This window comes from Pseudomonas sp. LBUM1668 (assembly GCF_059695715.1).
The window spans coordinates 4,185,630-4,204,716 of sequence record NZ_CP166787.1; the positions used below are offsets into that span (position 1 = coordinate 4,185,630).

A 19,087-nucleotide genomic window follows, 5' to 3' on the forward strand; every position below is an offset into this window, starting at 1 on the left:
GACATGAAACGTATCGCACTTATTTTCCTATCATCAATTTTGCTCATACTGTTGTTTATTCCAGCAATAAACATCATAAATGCACCAAGCAAAAGCGCCATAAAACTTACTGAGAAGTCTTTTCTGTACAACATGGACTTCGTTGCCCGGTGGACGTCGAAAATACTCTATCCGTTCGGTATCAGCATAGATTCCAAACAGGTAATTATCGGCAAGGATGATTGGCTTTATCTGGGTGACATGTACCACGAAACCCTATCAAATAACCGACGTACCGCGACAGATTCGGACATTGTTCTTGCGAAAAGAATTGCCGCGGCCACCAAGAATTGGAACTCCTTCTTGGCAGATAGAGGCGTCAAAGTCTTCCGCATCATGATCGGACCAGACAAAGGCAGCATTTACCCTGAACATTTGCCATCGTGGGCTAAGACAGCCTCGTTCAATCCGACTGATGCGCTTCTTGCTGAAGCCGAGCCAGGGACCTTTATTGACCTGAGGCCAACACTGTTGGCAGCGAAAAAGACACACCCTGAGAATCTTTATTTTAAAACAGATACTCACTGGAATGCGCTGGGTGCCGGATTGGCATTTCGGGGTTTTGCTTATGAAGTTGCAAAAGCTGCCCCCGAACTTAAATGGCCTTCAGAGGAGGCGTACGGGATTGCACAAATCAAAAATATACATGGTGGTGATTTGGCAAACTTTCTTAGGCTGTCAGCGAGTCTTTCCGATAGCGAACCGCTCATAAATGCTGGCAACCTGCCGATAAAGACGACAAGAATTGACTTCGAAACCAAAAAAATTCTTTTTGAGGGTGGCAACCCGGAAGTCGGTCCTACCAGTAAAGCATTTATTGTAAAGTCTGAAGGTGCATTGAATAACAAAAAAGTGCTATGGCTGAGGGATTCATTTGGGAACAGCCTGTCGCCTTTGATGGCTGCGACGTTTAGCGAAGTGCTTCAAATTCATTGGGGTAACGCAACAGGGCCTGACGGTAACTTCACTGAACTGGTTGAAAAGTGGAAACCGGATTACGTTTTTATGACTGTAGTTGAGCGCGAGACGCCGTCACTTTGGTCGAGCAGCATGCCTGCAATCAGTGTGATCCCTACAGGTGAAAATTTCCAGGTTGGGAGCATCGCGTCGACCGCCAAAGTAAATCAATTGGCAACCGGACCGTCCGTTAATGAGTATGAAATCAATGGTGATGACGCCTACGTTGATTACTCATTCTCCAGTAAGGATGCGCGGATCAGTGCTCAGTACCTCAATATCAATCTGACGTGTACTGACGGCTCTCCAACCGTTCCGCTACAGTTGTTCTGGATGGAAGATGGGCAGGCCTACTACGATGAAGCGCATAGCACTCGGTTGCTGTTGCGAACCGGGCAGTCTTTGATCAACCTGAAAACAATTCCGAATTGGCCAGTAGGAGCTGACATCAAACGTGTTCGTGTGGATGTCGAGGCAGTTAAGAACTGCACTCGCTTTACGCTCGGCAACCCAAGTTTCGGCGTGCAGAATTGATCCTCTGAAAACTCAAGAACTGAATGGCAGCACCGAAGGTTATTGATGGGTTGCTGCCCTTCTCCTCCAGGTTCGATGCGGAAACTCACGGCATCCAGTTGTCTTTTGAAAAGACCAATAGCTTAAGATGCTATTGGTCTTTTTTTGCTATCAACTCTCGTCTGATCCTGAACAATGAAAAAGCCCTCAACCGCGTGACGGTTGAGGGCTCCAAGTGTTCAGAGAAAACTACTATTCAGCCTCGGGTTCATCCTTTGAAAAGCTTTTAACAACTTTGCTCGCCAGAGCACGGGCATGCTGACGAAGCTCAGGAACCGCCGTGGCTTCCCACAAATGAGCCTTAAGCATAGGGCCGACATAACTTAACCAATCCAGACTTTTCCCGGACCGATCAATAACTGCGTAATCGTCAGCAACTTTGATGCCGAGGTGCAGATCGTCGGCGCAAATTACAGACTCTTTCAGTAAGTAAGAAATGAACGGATCAGTAATTTTACAGACATCTGTGCACGGTCCCGTACAATTGATGACCTGATCGAACTGACGCTCGAGAATATTATCAGTGCCTCTTAATTTGATTTGCGCTGAGACACACGTTCCTTTGATGTCAATCGCTACGATTCGACCAGCGATCGAACTGACAGTGGACGCTGCAAACGCTTCCTGAAAAATCCTGAAAGTCTGCGGTGCGACTCGGTGACGGTAAACATCCCAGTGCGGTTGCAGGTGACGCAAAAAGCGTTTCCGCTCATTAACAGGCAGGCGCTCCCACAAAATAGAGGTAATGGGCCTGAGTGCCGCCACAACTTCACGCCAGTGCTCTGGGGAGCGGGAAACTTCCCTGCGAATTAGCTGGGTGTACACGGAAACAACAGGATCGGCGGCAAGCAGGTCATCACAGATCGTTGTCTTGAATCCAGGTGCAGGCAGCCGCACTCTATGTGCAGTCGGCAATAAGCCACGGCGCGAAACCATAGTTACTTTGGCATCCGGATGTGTACGACGCAGAGAGATCAAAGTATCAACTGCGGTCAGGCCACTTCCAATCAATAAAACAGTGGGTGCTTCTTGATTCATCTCGGCAGCGGGTGCAGACCAAGGATCTCCTAAATATGCTGGGCACTCGTCGAGTTTTTGTAACCCTTGAGGCTTGGCTGGCGAAAAATTCCCGAATGCCAACACCACATGATCCGCAACAATCCGCTCTCCGGTATGAATTTCTAATACCGCCCCGGTTCCCGAAGGCTCAATTGACAAGACCTCGCCCGTCATACGCGAACATTGGACTTCAGACTCTTTTTCAGCCTGAGCCAGCAACTCACTCAGATACGCACCGTACATTTTGCGCGAGACAAAACTACCGGAATGTACTTCTGGATCAAAATTGCGACAAAATTCAAGAAAGGAGTCGGGATCACCTACAAGTGCAGACATATTGCCTGCGGGTACATTCAGCAAGTGGTCAGGACTGCTGGTTCCATAAGCCAACCCACGCGCCATCTTGCCTGAACGGTTGATAATGGTGAGTCGGGATCCCTTGGGGGCGTGTTTGAGAAACTCAATAGCCGTTACTGCCCCGCTAAAGCCTGCGCCAATGATGACTAAACGCTTCACTTGGTATTCCATTGTTTCAAGTAAGCCATGATGGTATCCACCCCATCATCTATTGAATGAGTCAGTGTATCGATTTTGACGTGAGGAGAATCAGGCACTTCATAGGGCGAGTCGATACCGGTGAAGTTCTTGATAAGCCCCTGCCGAGCTTTGCTGTAAAGGCCTTTTGGATCCCTTCGCTCACACTCGCTCAGCGGTGTATCAAGATAGACTTCGATAAAGGACTCCTCACCAATCACACTGCGGGCAAGCGCACGATCGCGGTGGAACGGAGATATAAAGGACGTAATGACAATTAGCCCGGCATCCATGAAAAGATTAGCTACTTCCGCCACGCGACGGATGTTTTCCGTTCGATCCTGATCACCGAACCCTAGGTCCTTGCACAGCCCCATTCGTACGTTATCGCCATCAAGCAGATAAGTGTGGAAGCCATTCGCTATGAGCCGCTGCTCAAGCGCATCGGCCAGAGAAGACTTGCCTGAGCCGCTAAGACCGGTCAGCCAGATTACTACGGGACGCTGATTTTTTTGCTCGCCGCGCACCCGACTGGTCGTCGAGATAGGCTGGCAAGTGAGATTATTCTGCATAATTTCTCGTCATTTTGATGTCTGACCGTTTTCGAGTGCAGCCCCTGACCGACTGAATGACGCTCGGACAGCCTGCATCCACATTGTAAACGCCCCACTCGCTACAGATACCTTACGACTTCAAGCCTTGCCAGCACCAAAGCGATAAGCGAGATAAATCAGCGGAGTAAAAGCAATGAGCAGAGCGGTTATTACGCTCAACATGCCCAATGCAACGAACATCGATAAAGGCAGCAGGAACAGCACGTTTATCATCACAACGGCGAGCGTGACTTTCTTGTGACCTACACTTCGAGCAGCATGCTGGTAAGCGTGCGAACTGTGTGCCTGATAAACCTTGTCACCTCTGAGCAAGCGTCGACCGAGAGTCCATGTCGCATCCACGATGAAGACACCTAACAGGATAACCCAGCTGAACAGCAATTCAGGCTTGCTCCAGGCTCCTTGGAGAGACAAGACGGCTAGGATGATACCGAGAAAGCCACTCCCCGCATCGCCCATGAATATCTTCGCGGGAGGGAAATTCCACCACAGAAATCCTCCAACGGCCGCCGCTAGCATTAGTGGTGGCCAGATCAGCTCAACGCATCCAAGGACATAATAAACCAGACACATGCCCAGGCAGACGCTCATCGCTTCAGCGCTGGCCAATCCATCGATACCGTCCATGAAGTTGTAGAGGTTGAGCATCCAGACCAGATAAATCAAAGCGAGAAAGCACCCGATCCATCCCGGATCAAAGTTGATACCCCAGAGCAGGATCGCAGGCAGTCCATTGAGCCAGTACAACGCCCAGGCGGCAGCAACAAAATGGCCGATCAACCGCCATCTGGCAGCAATATGCCCGTGATCATCAATGAATCCGAGAACGGCTATCAACAAACCTGAACCCGAGAGCCCCCAGAGCGCAGCTGGGTTGATTAGATTCAACTGGGCAAGAACTGGTAAGACAAGTAGAAAGGCGGCAACGATCGCAACGCCCCCGCCCCTTGGAGTAGGCACAGAGTGGGAGCTACGTTCATTGGGTATATCCATCAAACTCTTCGCCAGAGCGTATCGACGCAGAATCATTGTCAAAACCCACGACAACACGAATACCGCCAGTAATAGGCTCCAAACAGTCATCTCTTTACGTTTTCCAGATAATGATCAGCAGTCTGTCGCATAGCGTCGTCAACGCTGACGGGCGGCGTCCAGCCCATTAATTCTCGATTTTTACTAATGTCAACATGCAACGAACCGCATAGTCGCTGAGCGAAAGCTTGCTTACCCAATGTGATGGCCGCCAGCTTCAAAAGCCAGGCTGGCACTGGCAAAAGTCGTGCAGATCTACCCATTGCTACCGAAAGGCGACGCAGCAATTGCGTTGTGGACAGATCTTCGCCGTCGCTTACCAAAAATGTCTGATTGGCCGCCATGGGGTGATCAATGCATACGACGATCAAATGCACGAGATTGCCAATTGCTACAAAACTTCGTTGATTGCGGATTGATCCCAGAGGCAGCGGAATACCCTTATCCAGCCACATCATCATGTTCAGAAAGTTGGCCTTCACCCCAGGCCCATAAACCAAGGGCGGCCGAATAATGACAACCTCCATCCCGGTATCGGAGTGTAGTTTCTTCAACGCTTCTTCGGCTTCGTATTTGGAGATGCCATAGGGATCCACAGGATTCGGCCGACTGTCTGCTTCGTAAGGTCTGGATGGGACTGTGCCTTCACCGTTGACCTTGATTGAACTGACAAAGATGAAACGTTTGACTCCCGATTCCGCTGCGCGCCGTGCCAGCCTCAAGGTTCCTTGCACGTTGACCTTGCGGAACTGCGCGAGAGCATCTTCTGCCGTTTCATTCATGACATGCACCCGAGCCGCAGCATGAACGACTACTTGAACATCATCCAGCGCAGGCAAAACATCGGCATTCATATTGAAAGGCTGGACGGAACACAATCCATTTAAGCGGGTGGCACTGCGCGATGCTGCGATCGGACAAAATTTCCCGTCCATCAACAACCTGAAAACCACAGCTTCTCCGACAAAACCGCTCGCCCCGGTTACCAAAACCTTTAGGGCAGTCATTGGGCCTTATTCCCAATCAACGCAGTGACCCAGCAAATACAAAAGAAAAAAACTTTATCCCTTACCCGACGGCGACACTGCCAGGCACTGAATGAAAGTTTAATTAATTGCCTGCGGCGCAGTTTGAGCCAAGTCATTACAAATGGATTTTTATCCTGTCCGACCAAGTGCACAATTAATTGAACTTGAGTGAACCACCAGCCGTCATGGATAGTTTTATAACGCGCAAACAATGGCGCCAACCCCTTGTTGGCGCCTACCTGGTTACGCTCATGCTGGCGATAGTCCATCGTCGGCTCAGGATCTATGTACCAAAGAAAACCATGGCTACGAGCAAAGGAATAGCAATACCAATCGTGCAGACTGACATCTTGTAACAGATGCCAATTACTGATCATTGACACCTTTAATGAGTCAGCGAGCCTTTTGTTCATAACATAAGTGCAGCCAGGCCCCGCCGCTTCAAAAAGAAAGTCCCAGTCAACCTGAAGCTGCGCCTTATCCAACAAATGGGTTTTTCCATCAGGCCAAAAAGCCGTGACATTGCTGGAGTAGGCGTCGACATGACGACTTTGGATGGCATGAGTCGCACGCTGCAACTTATCTACGTGCCAAATATCATCCTGATCAGCAAAGGAAACGAAATCGAAAGTTTCAAACTCAATATCGCGGATGAGTCGGAAGAAATTACGAGATGCGCCACCAAAGTTACCTGCTGGCGGCAAGACCCGAACTTGCGGGTGATTGGAGGCATAAACTGCACACCACGCTTCAGTACCGTCGGTAGAGGGGTCGATGCTTATATAAACGGTTACATCGACTGCTGACTGGCCAAGGATCGAGGCCAACTGCTCCTCGATCCACTGCATGCCATTATAAGCAGCCAGCAAAACTGCAACCTTGGGACGTTTTACTGGCATGCCATTCCTGCTGCACTGAAAAAACGCTGATGTTCGACGGGAACTGGTGTTTGAATCAGTGCGAAGGTGAATCCAGAAGTTTCTGGAGGTACTGACCGTAGCCAGTCTTTTTCAACGCGTTGGCTTGTTCACCCAACTGCTCGGCAGAAATCCAGCCGTTGTGGTAAGCGATCTCTTCCAGGCAAGCGACTTTCAGACCTTGGCGCTGTTCGATGGTGTGCACAAAGTGACTGGCCTCGAGCAACGAGTCGTGAGTGCCCGTGTCGAGCCAAGCGAAACCACGACCAAGCATTTCGACACTGAGGGACTTGCGCTCAAGATAAACGCGGTTTACGTCGGTAATTTCCAGCTCACCACGCTCAGACGGTTTGATGTTCTTGGCTATTTCCACAACTTCGTTGTCGTAGAAATAAAGACCCGTTACTGCGTAGTTGGATTTTGGGTTTAGTGGTTTCTCTTCAATGCTGAGCGCTCGGCCCTTAGCATCGAACTCGACTACACCAAAACGCTCGGGATCTGAAACGTGATAACCGAACACGGTCGCGCCGCTCTTCTGTTCGGTCGCCGAACGCAAATTGTCCGAGAAGTGCTGGCCATAGAAAATATTGTCGCCGAGGATCAGGCAGCAAGGATCCTGACCAATAAATTCCTCACCGATAATGAACGCCTGAGCGAGACCATCCGGAGTAGGTTGTTCTGCATAGGTCAACTTGATGCCATACAGGCTGCCATCGCCCAACAACTTGCGGAATAACGGCAAGTCCTCAGGCGTGGAGATAATCAGGATTTCGCGCATCCCTGCCAGCATCAGGACCGACAGCGGATAAAAGATCATCGGCTTGTCATAGATCGGCAGCATTTGCTTGGAGACACCAAGCGTGAGCGGGTGCAGACGCGTTCCCGATCCGCCAGCGAGGATGATGCCTTTACGATTTGTCGTGGTCATTTGTTCAGAACTTCCCTAAGCATTCGGGTTACACCACTTTGCCAATCCGGCAAGTGTAGAGAAAAATTGTCGCGCAGTTTCTGAGTATTCAATCGGGAGTTCAGGGGACGACGCGCAGGTGTTGGATACGCAGAAGTATCAATCGGATTGATCGCCGTAACGGCGAGTTCCTCACCATTTGTCTGCGCAAAATCGATCACATGACTGGCGTAGCCATGCCAAGAAACTTCGCCGCTGGCGGCCAAGTGATATAGGCCCGCCAATTCAGGGCGATGCATGACCTGCTGAATAGCCGATGCAGTCACGTCGGCAATCAGGTCTGCACCCGTCGGCGCACCAACTTGGTCGGCGATAACGCTAAGGGTTTCGCGATCCTTGGCCAGACGCAACATGGTTTTAGCGAAATTGTTGCCACGAGCGCCATACACCCAACTGGTGCGGAAGATCAGATGCTTGCAACCCGATGCGATAATCGCTTGCTCACCAGCCAGCTTGCTGGCGCCATAGTGATTCACGGGGGCGACTTGATCAGTTTCCTGCCAGCGCTGAGAACCTTGACCGCTGAACACATAGTCGGTCGAGTAGTGAATTAACCACGCGCCCAGGAACATGGCCTCATCAGCCATGACCTGACATGCCCCACCGTTGACCCGGTCGGCCAGCTCGGTTTCTGACTCAGCCTTATCAACCGCAGTGTAGGCGGCAGCGTTGACAATAACATCAGGTTTGACCAGGCGAATGGTCTCGCGTAATGCGTCCAAGTCGGACAGATCACCACCCGAGTTGCGGTCAAGGGCAATCAATTCACCGAGCGGTGCAAGAGAACGTTGCAGCTCCCAACCCACCTGGCCGTTTTTTCCTAAAAGCAGGATCTTCATGCTTTGCTCGAGCGATCGCTATAGTTCTGATCGATCCACTGCTGGTAGCTACCGCTCTTCACGTGCTCAACCCATTCAGTGTTGTTCAGATACCATTCAACGGTCTTGCGAATACCGGTTTCGAAGGTTTCTTCCGGAGTCCAGCCCAGTTCGCGCTGGATCTTGCTCGCATCGATTGCGTAACGCTGATCGTGACCCGGGCGATCCTGAACATATGTGATCAAGCTCGAATGTGGCCGATGCGCCGAATCCGGACGCAATTCATCGAGCAATGCACAGAGGGTATGCACCACTTCGATGTTTTGTTTTTCGTTGTGACCACCAATGTTGTAAGTCTCACCGATCACACCTTCGGTAACGACTTTGTACAACGCACGAGCGTGATCTTCTACATACAGCCAGTCACGAACTTGATTGCCTTTGCCATAAACCGGCAGCGGCTTGCCTTCCAGCGCATTGAGAATGATCAGCGGGATCAACTTCTCAGGGAAGTGGCATGGGCCATAGTTGTTCGAGCAATTGGTTACCAGTGTTGGCAGGCCATAGGTACGCGCCCAAGCGCGAACAAGGTGATCGGAACTGGCCTTGCTGGCCGAATATGGCGAGCTTGGCTGATACGGCGTGGTTTCGGTGAAGAGATCTTCCGGACCTTCGAGGTCTCCGTAAACTTCATCAGTCGAAATGTGATGGAAGCGGAAGTTAGTCTTGCGCGCATCATCCAACGCAGCCCAATAATGGCGTGCGGCTTCCAGCAAAGTGTAAGTACCGATGATGTTGGTCTGGATGAACTCTGAAGGGCCGGAAATCGAGCGATCAACGTGAGACTCCGCGGCCAGGTGCATGATTGCATCCGGCTGGTGCTCACGCAGAACACGGTCGATCTGATCGCGATCACAGATATCCACGCGCTCAAATGCGTAACGCGAATCCTGACTGACTTCTGCCAGCGACTCGAGGTTACCGGCGTAGGTCAGCTTATCGACGTTAACGACGGAGTCGGTGGTATTGGAGATGATGTGACGAATGACTGCCGAGCCGATGAATCCGGCGCCGCCGGTAACTAGAATTTTCACGCGAAACGATACCCTTGAGCTGCGGACAGAGCCAACAAAGAGCGCTGTCTAATCCATGAATGCAGAAGCCATCAAGTAGTGGCATCCGTCAGTGTCAGTCTGAAACGACGTGCAACAAGGCACTATCGAACAAGGGTTGCATTTTACAGCTTAATGACGGTTTTACTAATGGATAAAGATAGGTTGGAGAGCAATTTCGACAGATGCCCTGCACCTCTCGTTCTCAGACCAGTCGTTTTCGCGCAGCCCTGGAGGAACGCCCCAAGAACCAGCCGAGTATTGGCCCGATCAACATACCAATGAGCAACGCCAGTACGACGACCAACGAGACTGGCAACTGCGGACCAGACAGCCCAAGAAACAACAAAGATACCGACTGCTGATTCTCAAGCACAAACGCCAAAATCACCAACACCAGCAAAAGAATAAAAACGCCGAGAAGTATGCGCTTCAGGTTACGCATGACTAGCTCCTTGAAAGATCGCCACTGTCAAACCCCCTCCTCCTCTTCTTCGTTCACACGATCGCGCAGTTCTTTGCCCGGCTTGAAGTGCGGAACGAATTTACCATCCAGACTGACGGACTGGCCGGTCTTGGGATTGCGACCAACGCGCGGCGCGCGATAGTGCAGGGAGAAGCTGCCGAACCCACGGATCTCGATGCGATCACCAGTGGCCAGGCATTGGGACATTTGTTCAAGCATGGTCTTGATGGCCAGCTCCACATCCTTGGATGAGAGCAGCCCTTGATGGGTGACAATTCGTTCGATCAACTCCGACTTCGTCATATTTTTCCCTTCTTTTTCAAGCAGCTAGATCAGCGCTTGAAAGGTTTTAGCACGCCCGGAAGAATTTGAACAGCCCAGGGATTGACATATCTTCCACCGCGTCCAAACGCCCATTTTCGGGGCATCAACACCTGACCGATCACGCAAGATCAGCGACAGATCACCAGCATGGTCCGAGTCACGAAGCCCGCAGGGTTGAAGCCGAACGGGTAATCATCCTCATCCTTGGCATCGTCAGATCGCGTAATGACTTTGTAACCTGCACCCTTGCACTCCTTCGCCGCACGCTTTTGGCACTTTTCCCAGCCAGAGCCCAGCCCGGAACAGTCGACCTCGATACCACTGACGCCGCGCACAGCATGGGTCTTCGCACTTGTGGTGCAACCTGCCAACGCCAGCAACACTGCAACGACAATAAACTTGTTCATCCACTTCCTTATGCCAGGCCATGCCCGACGACTACACGCTTAAGACCAAGCTTAGTCGTGAATAGACGATTGATCCGATTAAAGAAACAGACCCACGAGCAAAGGAAATGGTTTCACGCGCTGAAGCGACGCATCAAATCGCAGGCACAAAAAAGGGCGACCGAAGTCGCCCTTTTTAATGATCAAGCAGAACTTAGTTCTGTTTGGCCATTGCCTGGCGCAGCAGTGCCGCCATGGTGGTGTCGCCAGCAGGAGCTTCTTCAGCCTTCAGGCTTTGGATAGCTTCTTTCTCTTCAGCATCGTCTTTCGACTTGATGGAGAGCTGGATTACGCGGCTCTTGCGGTCAACGCTGATGATCTTGGCTTCTACTTCCTGGCCTTCTTTCAGAACGTTGCGCGCGTCTTCAACGCGGTCACGGCTGATTTCGGAGGCTTTCAGAGTCGCTTCGATGTCGTCGGCCAGAACGATGATGGCGCCTTTGGCGTCAACTTCTTTCACAGTGCCTTTAACGATTGCGCCTTTGTCGTTCTCTTGAACGTACTCGGAGAACGGATCGCTTTCCAGTTGCTTGATACCCAGGGAGATACGCTCGCGCTCTGGGTCAACCGACAGGATAACGGTGTCCAGCTCGTCGCCCTTCTTGAAACGACGAACAGCTTCTTCGCCAACTTCGTTCCAGGAGATGTCGGACAGGTGAACCAGGCCGTCGATGCCGCCGTCCAGACCAATGAAGATACCGAAATCGGTGATCGACTTGATGGTGCCGGAGATTTTATCGCCCTTGTTGAACTGGCCAGAGAAATCTTCCCATGGGTTAGATTTGCACTGCTTGATGCCCAGGGAGATACGACGACGCTCTTCGTCGATGTCCAGAACCATAACTTCCACTTCGTCGCCGACTTGTACGACTTTCGAAGGGTGGATGTTCTTGTTGGTCCAGTCCATTTCGGAAACGTGTACCAGACCTTCAACGCCTTCTTCCAGCTCAGCGAAGCAGCCGTAGTCGGTCAGGTTGGTTACACGAGCGGTAACGCGAGTGCTTTCTGGGTAACGGGCTTTGATAGCAACCCATGGATCTTCGCCCAGCTGCTTCAGGCCCAAGGAAACACGATTGCGTTCGCGATCGTACTTCAGAACCTTAACGTCGATTTCGTCACCAACGTTGACGATCTCGGAAGGATGCTTGATGCGCTTCCAGGCCATGTCGGTGATGTGCAGCAGGCCGTCCACGCCACCCAGATCGACGAATGCGCCGTAATCGGTGAGGTTTTTGACGATACCTTTGACTTGCTGGCCTTCCTGCAGGGATTCCAGCAGAGCTTCACGCTCGGCGGAGTTCTCGGCTTCCAGGACGCTGCGACGGGAAACGACAACGTTGTTGCGCTTCTGATCCAGCTTGATGACCTTGAATTCCAGCTCTTTGCCTTCCAGGTGCGTGGTGTCGCGCACTGGACGGACGTCAACCAGGGAACCTGGCAGGAACGCACGGATGCCGTTAACGTCGACAGTGAAGCCGCCTTTAACCTTACCGTTGATAACGCCCTTGACCACTTCCTCGGCTGCGAAGGCAGCTTCCAGAACGATCCAGCATTCAGCGCGCTTGGCTTTTTCACGGGACAGCTTGGTTTCACCGAAACCGTCTTCAACCGAGTCCAGAGCAACGTGAACTTCGTCACCGACATTGATAGTCAGATCGCCAGCGTCGTTGTAGAACTGCTCAAGCGGGATGAGTGCTTCAGACTTCAGGCCAGCGTGAACGGTTACCCAGCGAGCTTGGTAATCGATATCAACGATAACACCGGTGATGATGGAGCCTGCCTGAAGGTTCAGGGTTTTTAGGCTTTCTTCAAAGAGTTCCGCAAAGCTTTCGCTCATTTTAATTCCTGTAAATGAGGGCGAAGGATACGCCCATCTCCACACCCCAGACGGTGTGGGTTAGTTTCATATAGAAGAAGCGCCGCAGGACTATGACTGGTCCCCTGCAACCTTCTTGGTCACCCGGCGATATCGCGAATGGCGATCTCGCTCATGATGCGTTCAAGCACCTGATCGATGGACAACTCCGTGGAATCCAGCTGTATGGCATCAGCCGCCGGCTTGAGCGGGGCTACTGCGCGCTGGGTATCACGCTCATCGCGTGCACGGATCTCATCTAGCAGACTCGACAGACTAACACCCTCGACTTTGCCCTTCAACTGCAAATATCGACGGCGCGCTCTCTCCTCGGCACTGGCGGTCAGAAAAATCTTCAGTGGTGCGGTCGGAAAAACCACCGTACCCATGTCGCGACCATCGGCCACCAGACCCGGCGCCTCCTGGAACGCGCGTTGACGCTGCAGCAGCGCCTCGCGCACGGCGGGCAATGCAGCCACTTGAGAGGCGCCGGAACCGACGCTTTCAGTACGAATGACATCGCTGACTTCGTCACCTTCCAGAATGATGCGCTGCAGCTGACCGTCGGTCGCCGCGATGAATTGCACATCCAGATGAGCGGCAAGTTTCTTCAGCAGCTCTTCATTGGTCAGGTCGACACCGTGATTGTGCGCAGCAAACGCCAGCAAGCGGTAAAGCGCACCGGAATCCAGCAGGTTCCAGCCCAGACGTTTGGCCAGAATCCCGGCTACCGTGCCTTTGCCCGAGCCGCTTGGCCCATCAATGGTGATGACCGGTGCAATTTTTTTCACGACTGAGCCTCTTGTGCCACACGAATACCGACCTGCGCACACAGCGCGAGGAAGTTCGGGAACGATGTCGCGACGTTGGCGCAATCATGGATGCGAATCGGCGCAGTGGCGCGCAACGAAGCCACGCTGAATGCCATGGCGATACGGTGATCGCCGTGACCATGCACTTCGCCGCCGCCGATCTGGCCGCCGTCGATGATGATGCCGTCCGGGGTCGGTTCGCACTTGACACCCAGCGCCAGCAAACCGTCCGCCATGACCTGGATGCGATCCGATTCCTTGACCCGCAGCTCTTCGGCGCCGGTCAGCACGGTGCGCCCTTCGGCACAGGCCGCGGCCACGAACAGCACCGGGAACTCGTCGATGGCCAGCGGCACCAACTCTTCAGGAATCTCGATACCTTTGAGCTTGGCTGCTCGCACACGCAGGTCAGCCACTGGTTCGCCGCCGACTTCACGCTGGTTTTCCAGAGTAATGTCCGCGCCCATCAGGCGCAGGATGTCGATGACACCGGTACGGGTCGGGTTGATACCGACGTGCTCAAGCACCAGCTCGGAACCCTCGGCGATCGAAGCCGCCACCAGGAAAAACGCGGAAGACGAGATGTCGCCCGGCACTTCGATATGGGTTGCGGTCAGCTTGCCGCCGGACTCGACCGATGCAGTCGCGCCTTCAACGCTCACCGGGTAACCGAAGCCGCGCAACATGCGCTCGGTGTGATCGCGAGTTGGCGCTGGCTCGGTGACGGTGGTCTTGCCTTCAGCGTACAGACCCGCCAGCAGCAAGCAGGATTTAACCTGAGCACTGGCCATCGGCATGCTGTAGGTCAGACCTTTGAGCTTGTGACCGCCACGAATAGTCATCGGCGGACGCCCTTCGGCGGCAGTTTCAATCACCGCGCCCATTTCACGCAGCGGGTTGGCCACGCGATTCATCGGACGCTTGGACAGGGAAGCATCGCCGGTCAGGGTGCTGTCGAAATTCTGCGCCGCCAACAGCCCGGACAGCAGACGCATCGATGTACCGGAGTTGCCCAGATAGATCGGACCCGGCGCAGGTTTCAGGCCATGCAGGCCAACACCGTGAATGGTCACGCGGCCGTGATGCGGGCCTTCGATAACCACGCCCATGTCGCGGAAGGCCTGCAAGGTTGCCAGAGCGTCTTCGCCCTCGAGGAAACCTTCGACTTCGGTGACGCCTTCGGCCAGCGAGCCGAGCATGATCGAACGGTGGGAAATGGATTTGTCGCCCGGTACGCGAATCCGACCGGACAGGCGGCCACCAGGTTGAGCCAGGAAGATCAGATCGTTGGAATTCATAGCGTCCACATAGGCCCTGCGGGCCAGGATTTTACTGAAATGCTCACGAGCAACCCGGGCGCGAGTGAAAACGCCCAACAATTGGTGCCCATCCCCTGCATCGACCGCGTCGCGCAAGGCGTCGAGGTCGCTGCGAAATGTATCGAGTGTGCGCAGAACAGCCTCGCGGTTGGCGAGGAAGATGTCGTGCCACATCACCGGGTCGCTTCCGGCGATTCTTGTGAAATCGCGGAAACCACCGGCAGCGTAACGGAAGATCTCAAGGTTTTCATTGCGCTTGGCCAACGAGTCAACCAGACCGAAGGCCAGCAAGTGCGGCAAATGACTGGTTGCGGCCAGCACTTCATCGTGACGCTCGACCTGCATGTGCTCGACGTCGGCACCCAATTCGCGCCACAACCGATCAACGATCGCCAGCGCAGCCGGATCGGTTTGCTCAAGCGGCGTCAGGATCACTTTATGACGACGGAACAGTTCGGCATTGGAGGCTTCCACCCCACTCTGCTCGGAGCCGGCAATCGGATGGCCCGGCACGAACCGCGCCGGCATGCCGCCAAACGCCTCGGTCGCCGCGCGCACCACATTGCCTTTGGCACTGCCGACATCAGTCAGAATCGCCTGACCCAGATCCATGCTCGCCAAACGTGCGAGGACTTTTTCCATGGCCAGAATCGGCACCGCCAACTGAATCACGTCAGCGCCCTGACAGGCAGCCGTCAGATCGTCTTCACAGCGATCCACCACACCCAACTCAACCGCCAGCTTGCGCGATTGCGCATCGAGATCGACCCCGACCACTTCGCGGCAAACACCACTTTCACGCAAGCCTTTGGCGAACGAACCACCGATCAACCCCAGACCGACCACCACAAGGCGACCGATCATAGGTGCAGCAGATTGCAGCGCAGTGACATCACCCACGAGCCAGAACCTTGCGCAGCGCTTCAAGGAAACGGCTGTTTTCGGCCGGCAGACCAATGGTGATCCGCAGGTGATTCGGCATGCCGTAATTGGCCACCGGGCGCACGATCACCCCTTCGGCCAGCAAGCCCTGGAACACCGGAGCTGCCACCTGAGCGAGATCGACGCAAATAAAGTTGCCTTTGGACTCGATCCAGCCAAGACCCAGCTCACGGAAACCGGCTTGCAACTGCTGCATGCCGGACTCGTTGAGCTGACGGCTTTGCGCCAGATACTCCTCGTCTTTCAACGCCGCACAGGCAGCCGCAAGGGCCAGGCTGTTGACGTTGAATGGCTGGCGAACACGGTTCAGCACATCCGCCACTACCGGAGTCGACAGACCGTAGCCAACGCGCAATGCCGCTAGGCCATAGGCCTTGGAGAAGGTGCGCGAAACCAGCAGGTTCGGGTACGCCGCGAGGAAATCCAGACCATCCGGCAAGTCGCTGCCTTCGGCGTACTCGATGTATGCCTCATCCAGGACCACCAGCACATGCTCCGGAACATCCTGCAGAAACTCGTCCAGCGCCTCGGCGCCGAACCAGGTGCCGGTCGGGTTGTTCGGGTTGGCGATGAACACCACGCGAGTGTTGGCATCGATGGCCGCCAGCATTGCAGGCAGGTCGTGCCCCCAATCCTTGGCTGGCACTACTTTGGCCTGAGCGCCGACCGCTTGAGTCGCGATCGGATACACCGCGAACGCATGTTCGCTGAACACAGCATTCAGGCCCGGCGCCAGATAGGCGCGCGCCACCAGCTCAAGAATGTCGTTGGAGCCATTGCCCAGCGTGACCTGGTCCAGCTCTACGCGGCACTGTTCGGCCAGCAGGGACTTGAGTGCGAAACCGTTGCCGTCAGGATAACGAGTCAGCTCGGCCAGCTCTTCGCGAATCGCCGCCAAGGCTTTAGGACTGGCGCCCAATGGGTTTTCGTTGCTTGCCAGCTTGACGATTTTCGCCGGATCCAGATCCAGCTCGCGCGCCAGTTCGTCCACAGGCTTGCCCGGAACGTACGGCGAAAGTTGTTGCACGCCCGGCTGTGCCAGAGCGAGGAAATTGCCACTCATTTACTACCGCCCCTTACAGAACTGCTTTCGGGTAGGAACCCAGCACTTTGAGTGCTACTGCTTCCTGACTGATCTTTTCCAGTACACCTTTGATCAACGGATCACGGTGGTGGCCGACGAAGTCGATGAAGAACACGTAGGTCCATTTGCCGCTGCGCGACGGCCGGGTTTCGATGCGGGTCAGGTCGATCCCGTTGTCATGGAAAGGCACCAGCAGCTCATGGAGCGCGCCGGGCTTGTTGCTCATGGAGACGATGATCGAGGTCTTGTCGTCGCCGGTCGGCGGCACTTCCTGGTTACCAATCATCAGGAAGCGCGTGGAGTTGTCCGGGCGATCTTCGATCTTTTCGGCCAGACGCGTCAGGCCATACAGACCGGCCGCCATGTCGCCCGCAATCGCCGCAGAATTCCACTCGCCTTTAACCCGCTTGGCCGCCTCGGCATTGCTGGACACTGCAACGCGCTCGACATTCGGGTAATGCGCGTCCAGCCACTTGCGGCACTGGGCCAGCGACTGAGCATGGGAATAGATGCGGCTGATGCTGTCGGTCTTGGTGTTTTCACCGACCAACAGGTGATGGTGGATGCGCAGCTCGACTTCGCCACAAATCACCATGTCGTGCTCGAGGAAGCTGTCGAGGGTATGGTTGACCGCGCCTTCGGTGGAGTTTTCCACCGGCACCACGCCAAAATTCACCGCACCGGCCGCCACTTCACGGAACACTTCGTCGATTGCCGCCATCGGCTTGCTGATCACTGCGTGACCGAAGTGTTTCATGGCCGCAGCCTGAGTGAAGGTGCCCTCAGGGCCGAGGTAAGCCACTTTCAGCGGCTGCTCCAGCGCCAGACACGAAGACATGATTTCGCGGAACAACCGCGCCATTTCTTCGTTGCCCAACGGCCCCTGATTGCGCTCCATCACTCGCTTGAGCACCTGGGCTTCGCGCTCAGGACGATAGAACACCGGCACTTCGCCTTCGGCCAGCGAGGCCATCTTTACTCGCGCGACTTCCTGGGCGCAACGCGCACGCTCACTGATCAGCTCCATGACTTTGGTGTCAAGAGCGTCAATGCGAACGCGCAGTGCCTTGAGTTCTTGCTCGGACATCAGCCGTGTTCCTTCTCGAATTCAGCCATGTACGCCACCAGCGCATTAACGGCGGTGATGTCAACGGCGTTGTAGATGGAGGCGCGCATGCCGCCCACAGAACGGTGGCCCTTGAGGTTGAGCAGACCGCGCTCTTCGGCACCGACCAGGAACGACTTGTCGAGACGATCATCGGCCAGACGGAACGGCACGTTCATCCACGAGCGGTCCGACTTGTTGATCGGGTTGCTGTAGAGGCCGCTGGCGTCGATGAAGTCGTACAGCGTGCGCTGTTTGGTGTCGTTCAGCTTGGCGATGGCTTCGACGCCACCCTGCTCTTTCAGCCACTGGAACACCAGACCGGACAGATACCAGGCCAGCGTCGGCGGCGTGTTGTACATCGAGCCGTTATCCGCCGCGACTTTGTAGTCGAGCATGGTCGGGCACAGCGCGCGCGCCTTGCCGAGCAAGTCTTCGCGAATGATGTTGACGACGATGCCGCTCGGGCCAATGTTCTTCTGCGCACCAGCGTAGATCATGCCGAAACGCGAGACATCGACTGGACGCGACAGAATGTCCGAAGACATGTCCGCCACCAATGGCACGTCACCGACTTCCGGAATCCACTGGAATTCCAGACCGCCAATGGTTTCGTTCGGCGCATAGTGAACGTAAGCAGCGTCTTTCGACAGGTTCCACTCGTTCTGGCCGGGGATGGCGAAATAGTCGTAAGGCTTGGCGGTGGCGGCAACGTTGACATGGCCGTAGCGCGAGGCTTCTTCGATGGCTTTCTGCGACCAGATACCGGTGTCGATATAGTCGGCCGAGCCGCCTTCAGGCAGCAGGTTCAGTGGAATCTGCGCGAATTGCTGGCTGGCGCCACCTTGCAGAAACAGCACTTTATAGTTCGACGGGATATTCAGCAGGTCACGCAAATCCTGCTCGGCCTGGGTAGCAATAGACACGAACTCATCGCTGCGATGGCTCATTTCCATGACCGACAAGCCCTTGCCATGCCAATCAAGGAGTTCACCCTGGGCGCGCTGCAGGACAGCTTCAGGAAGCGCCGCAGGACCGGCGCAGAAGTTATAGGCTCGCTTGCTCACATCCAATCTCGCTCTGA

At 54.3% G+C, this 19,087-nt stretch carries 18 protein-coding genes; 1 reads left to right on the forward strand and 17 read right to left on the reverse strand.

What is annotated here, in order from left to right; genetic code table 11:
- Positions 1-3: 3 nt before the first annotated feature.
- On the forward strand, positions 4-1,530 hold the full coding sequence (locus ACA061_RS18850; protein ID WP_210553981.1) for an alginate O-acetyltransferase AlgX-related protein: 1,527 nt from the start codon (positions 4-6) through the stop codon (positions 1,528-1,530).
- A 231-nt stretch (positions 1,531-1,761) separates the two neighbouring features.
- Here ACA061_RS18850 and ACA061_RS18855 read toward each other — a convergent pair whose 3' ends face one another.
- The 17 genes from ACA061_RS18855 to serC all read right to left on the reverse strand — a co-directional run bounded on the left by ACA061_RS18855 (position 1,762) and on the right by serC (position 19,070).
- Positions 1,762-3,144, reverse strand: coding sequence for an FAD/NAD(P)-binding protein (locus ACA061_RS18855; RefSeq protein WP_210700399.1), 1,383 nt, complete (start codon positions 3,142-3,144; stop codon positions 1,762-1,764).
- Positions 3,141-3,734 carry an adenylyl-sulfate kinase gene (cysC, locus tag ACA061_RS18860; protein WP_210553983.1) on the reverse strand — a complete coding sequence of 198 codons (594 nt, stop codon included), beginning with the start codon at positions 3,732-3,734 and terminating at the stop codon, positions 3,141-3,143. Before cysC ends, ACA061_RS18855 begins: the two co-directional genes overlap by 4 nt.
- Positions 3,735-3,854: 120 nt before the next feature.
- Positions 3,855-4,859: an MraY family glycosyltransferase gene (locus tag ACA061_RS18865; protein WP_210553984.1), complete on the reverse strand. Its 1,005-nt coding sequence runs from the start codon at positions 4,857-4,859 to the stop codon at positions 3,855-3,857.
- A complete protein-coding gene (locus ACA061_RS18870; protein WP_210553985.1) occupies positions 4,856-5,815 on the reverse strand; it encodes a UDP-glucose 4-epimerase family protein in 960 nt (319 codons plus the stop codon). The genes ACA061_RS18865 and ACA061_RS18870 overlap by 4 nt, the downstream gene beginning before the upstream one ends.
- Complete coding sequence (locus ACA061_RS18875; protein WP_210553986.1) at positions 5,812-6,735, reverse strand: glycosyltransferase; 924 nt, start codon at positions 6,733-6,735, stop codon at positions 5,812-5,814. The genes ACA061_RS18870 and ACA061_RS18875 overlap by 4 nt, the downstream gene beginning before the upstream one ends.
- Positions 6,736-6,790: 55 nt before the next feature.
- A complete protein-coding gene (gene rfbA / locus ACA061_RS18880; protein ID WP_210553987.1) occupies positions 6,791-7,681 on the reverse strand; it encodes a glucose-1-phosphate thymidylyltransferase RfbA in 891 nt (296 codons plus the stop codon).
- Positions 7,678-8,559, reverse strand: coding sequence for a dTDP-4-dehydrorhamnose reductase (gene rfbD / locus ACA061_RS18885; RefSeq protein ID WP_210553988.1), 882 nt, complete (start codon positions 8,557-8,559; stop codon positions 7,678-7,680). The genes rfbA and rfbD overlap by 4 nt, the downstream gene beginning before the upstream one ends.
- Positions 8,556-9,632, reverse strand: coding sequence for a dTDP-glucose 4,6-dehydratase (gene rfbB, locus ACA061_RS18890; protein WP_210553989.1), 1,077 nt, complete (start codon positions 9,630-9,632; stop codon positions 8,556-8,558). Before rfbB ends, rfbD begins: the two co-directional genes overlap by 4 nt.
- Positions 9,633-9,855: 223 nt before the next feature.
- On the reverse strand, positions 9,856-10,095 hold the full coding sequence (locus ACA061_RS18895; RefSeq protein ID WP_210553990.1) for a lipopolysaccharide assembly protein LapA domain-containing protein: 240 nt from the start codon (positions 10,093-10,095) through the stop codon (positions 9,856-9,858).
- A gap of 27 nt (positions 10,096-10,122) precedes the next feature.
- Positions 10,123-10,419, reverse strand: coding sequence for an integration host factor subunit beta (gene ihfB / locus ACA061_RS18900; RefSeq protein WP_003189779.1), 297 nt, complete (start codon positions 10,417-10,419; stop codon positions 10,123-10,125).
- 149 nt (positions 10,420-10,568) lie between these two features.
- Positions 10,569-10,847, reverse strand: coding sequence for a hypothetical protein (locus ACA061_RS18905; protein ID WP_150603302.1), 279 nt, complete (start codon positions 10,845-10,847; stop codon positions 10,569-10,571).
- Between the two features lie 193 nt (positions 10,848-11,040).
- Positions 11,041-12,723 carry a 30S ribosomal protein S1 gene (gene rpsA, locus ACA061_RS18910; protein WP_007908431.1) on the reverse strand — a complete coding sequence of 561 codons (1,683 nt, stop codon included), beginning with the start codon at positions 12,721-12,723 and terminating at the stop codon, positions 11,041-11,043.
- Between the two features lie 119 nt (positions 12,724-12,842).
- Positions 12,843-13,532, reverse strand: coding sequence for a (d)CMP kinase (gene cmk / locus ACA061_RS18915; RefSeq protein ID WP_210553992.1), 690 nt, complete (start codon positions 13,530-13,532; stop codon positions 12,843-12,845).
- Positions 13,529-15,736, reverse strand: a complete 2,208-nt coding sequence (locus tag ACA061_RS18920; protein WP_497301960.1) for a bifunctional prephenate dehydrogenase/3-phosphoshikimate 1-carboxyvinyltransferase — start codon at positions 15,734-15,736, stop codon at positions 13,529-13,531. Before ACA061_RS18920 ends, cmk begins: the two co-directional genes overlap by 4 nt.
- Positions 15,737-15,764: 28 nt before the next feature.
- Entirely contained in the window at positions 15,765-16,877 is a 1,113-nt protein-coding gene (gene hisC / locus ACA061_RS18925) for a histidinol-phosphate transaminase (RefSeq protein WP_210700397.1), read from the reverse strand.
- A 13-nt stretch (positions 16,878-16,890) separates the two neighbouring features.
- Positions 16,891-17,985, reverse strand: coding sequence for a prephenate dehydratase (gene pheA / locus ACA061_RS18930; RefSeq protein WP_007908404.1), 1,095 nt, complete (start codon positions 17,983-17,985; stop codon positions 16,891-16,893).
- Positions 17,985-19,070 carry a 3-phosphoserine/phosphohydroxythreonine transaminase gene (gene serC, locus ACA061_RS18935; RefSeq protein WP_497299828.1) on the reverse strand — a complete coding sequence of 362 codons (1,086 nt, stop codon included), beginning with the start codon at positions 19,068-19,070 and terminating at the stop codon, positions 17,985-17,987. The genes pheA and serC overlap by 1 nt, the downstream gene beginning before the upstream one ends.
- Positions 19,071-19,087 lie beyond the last annotated feature (17 nt).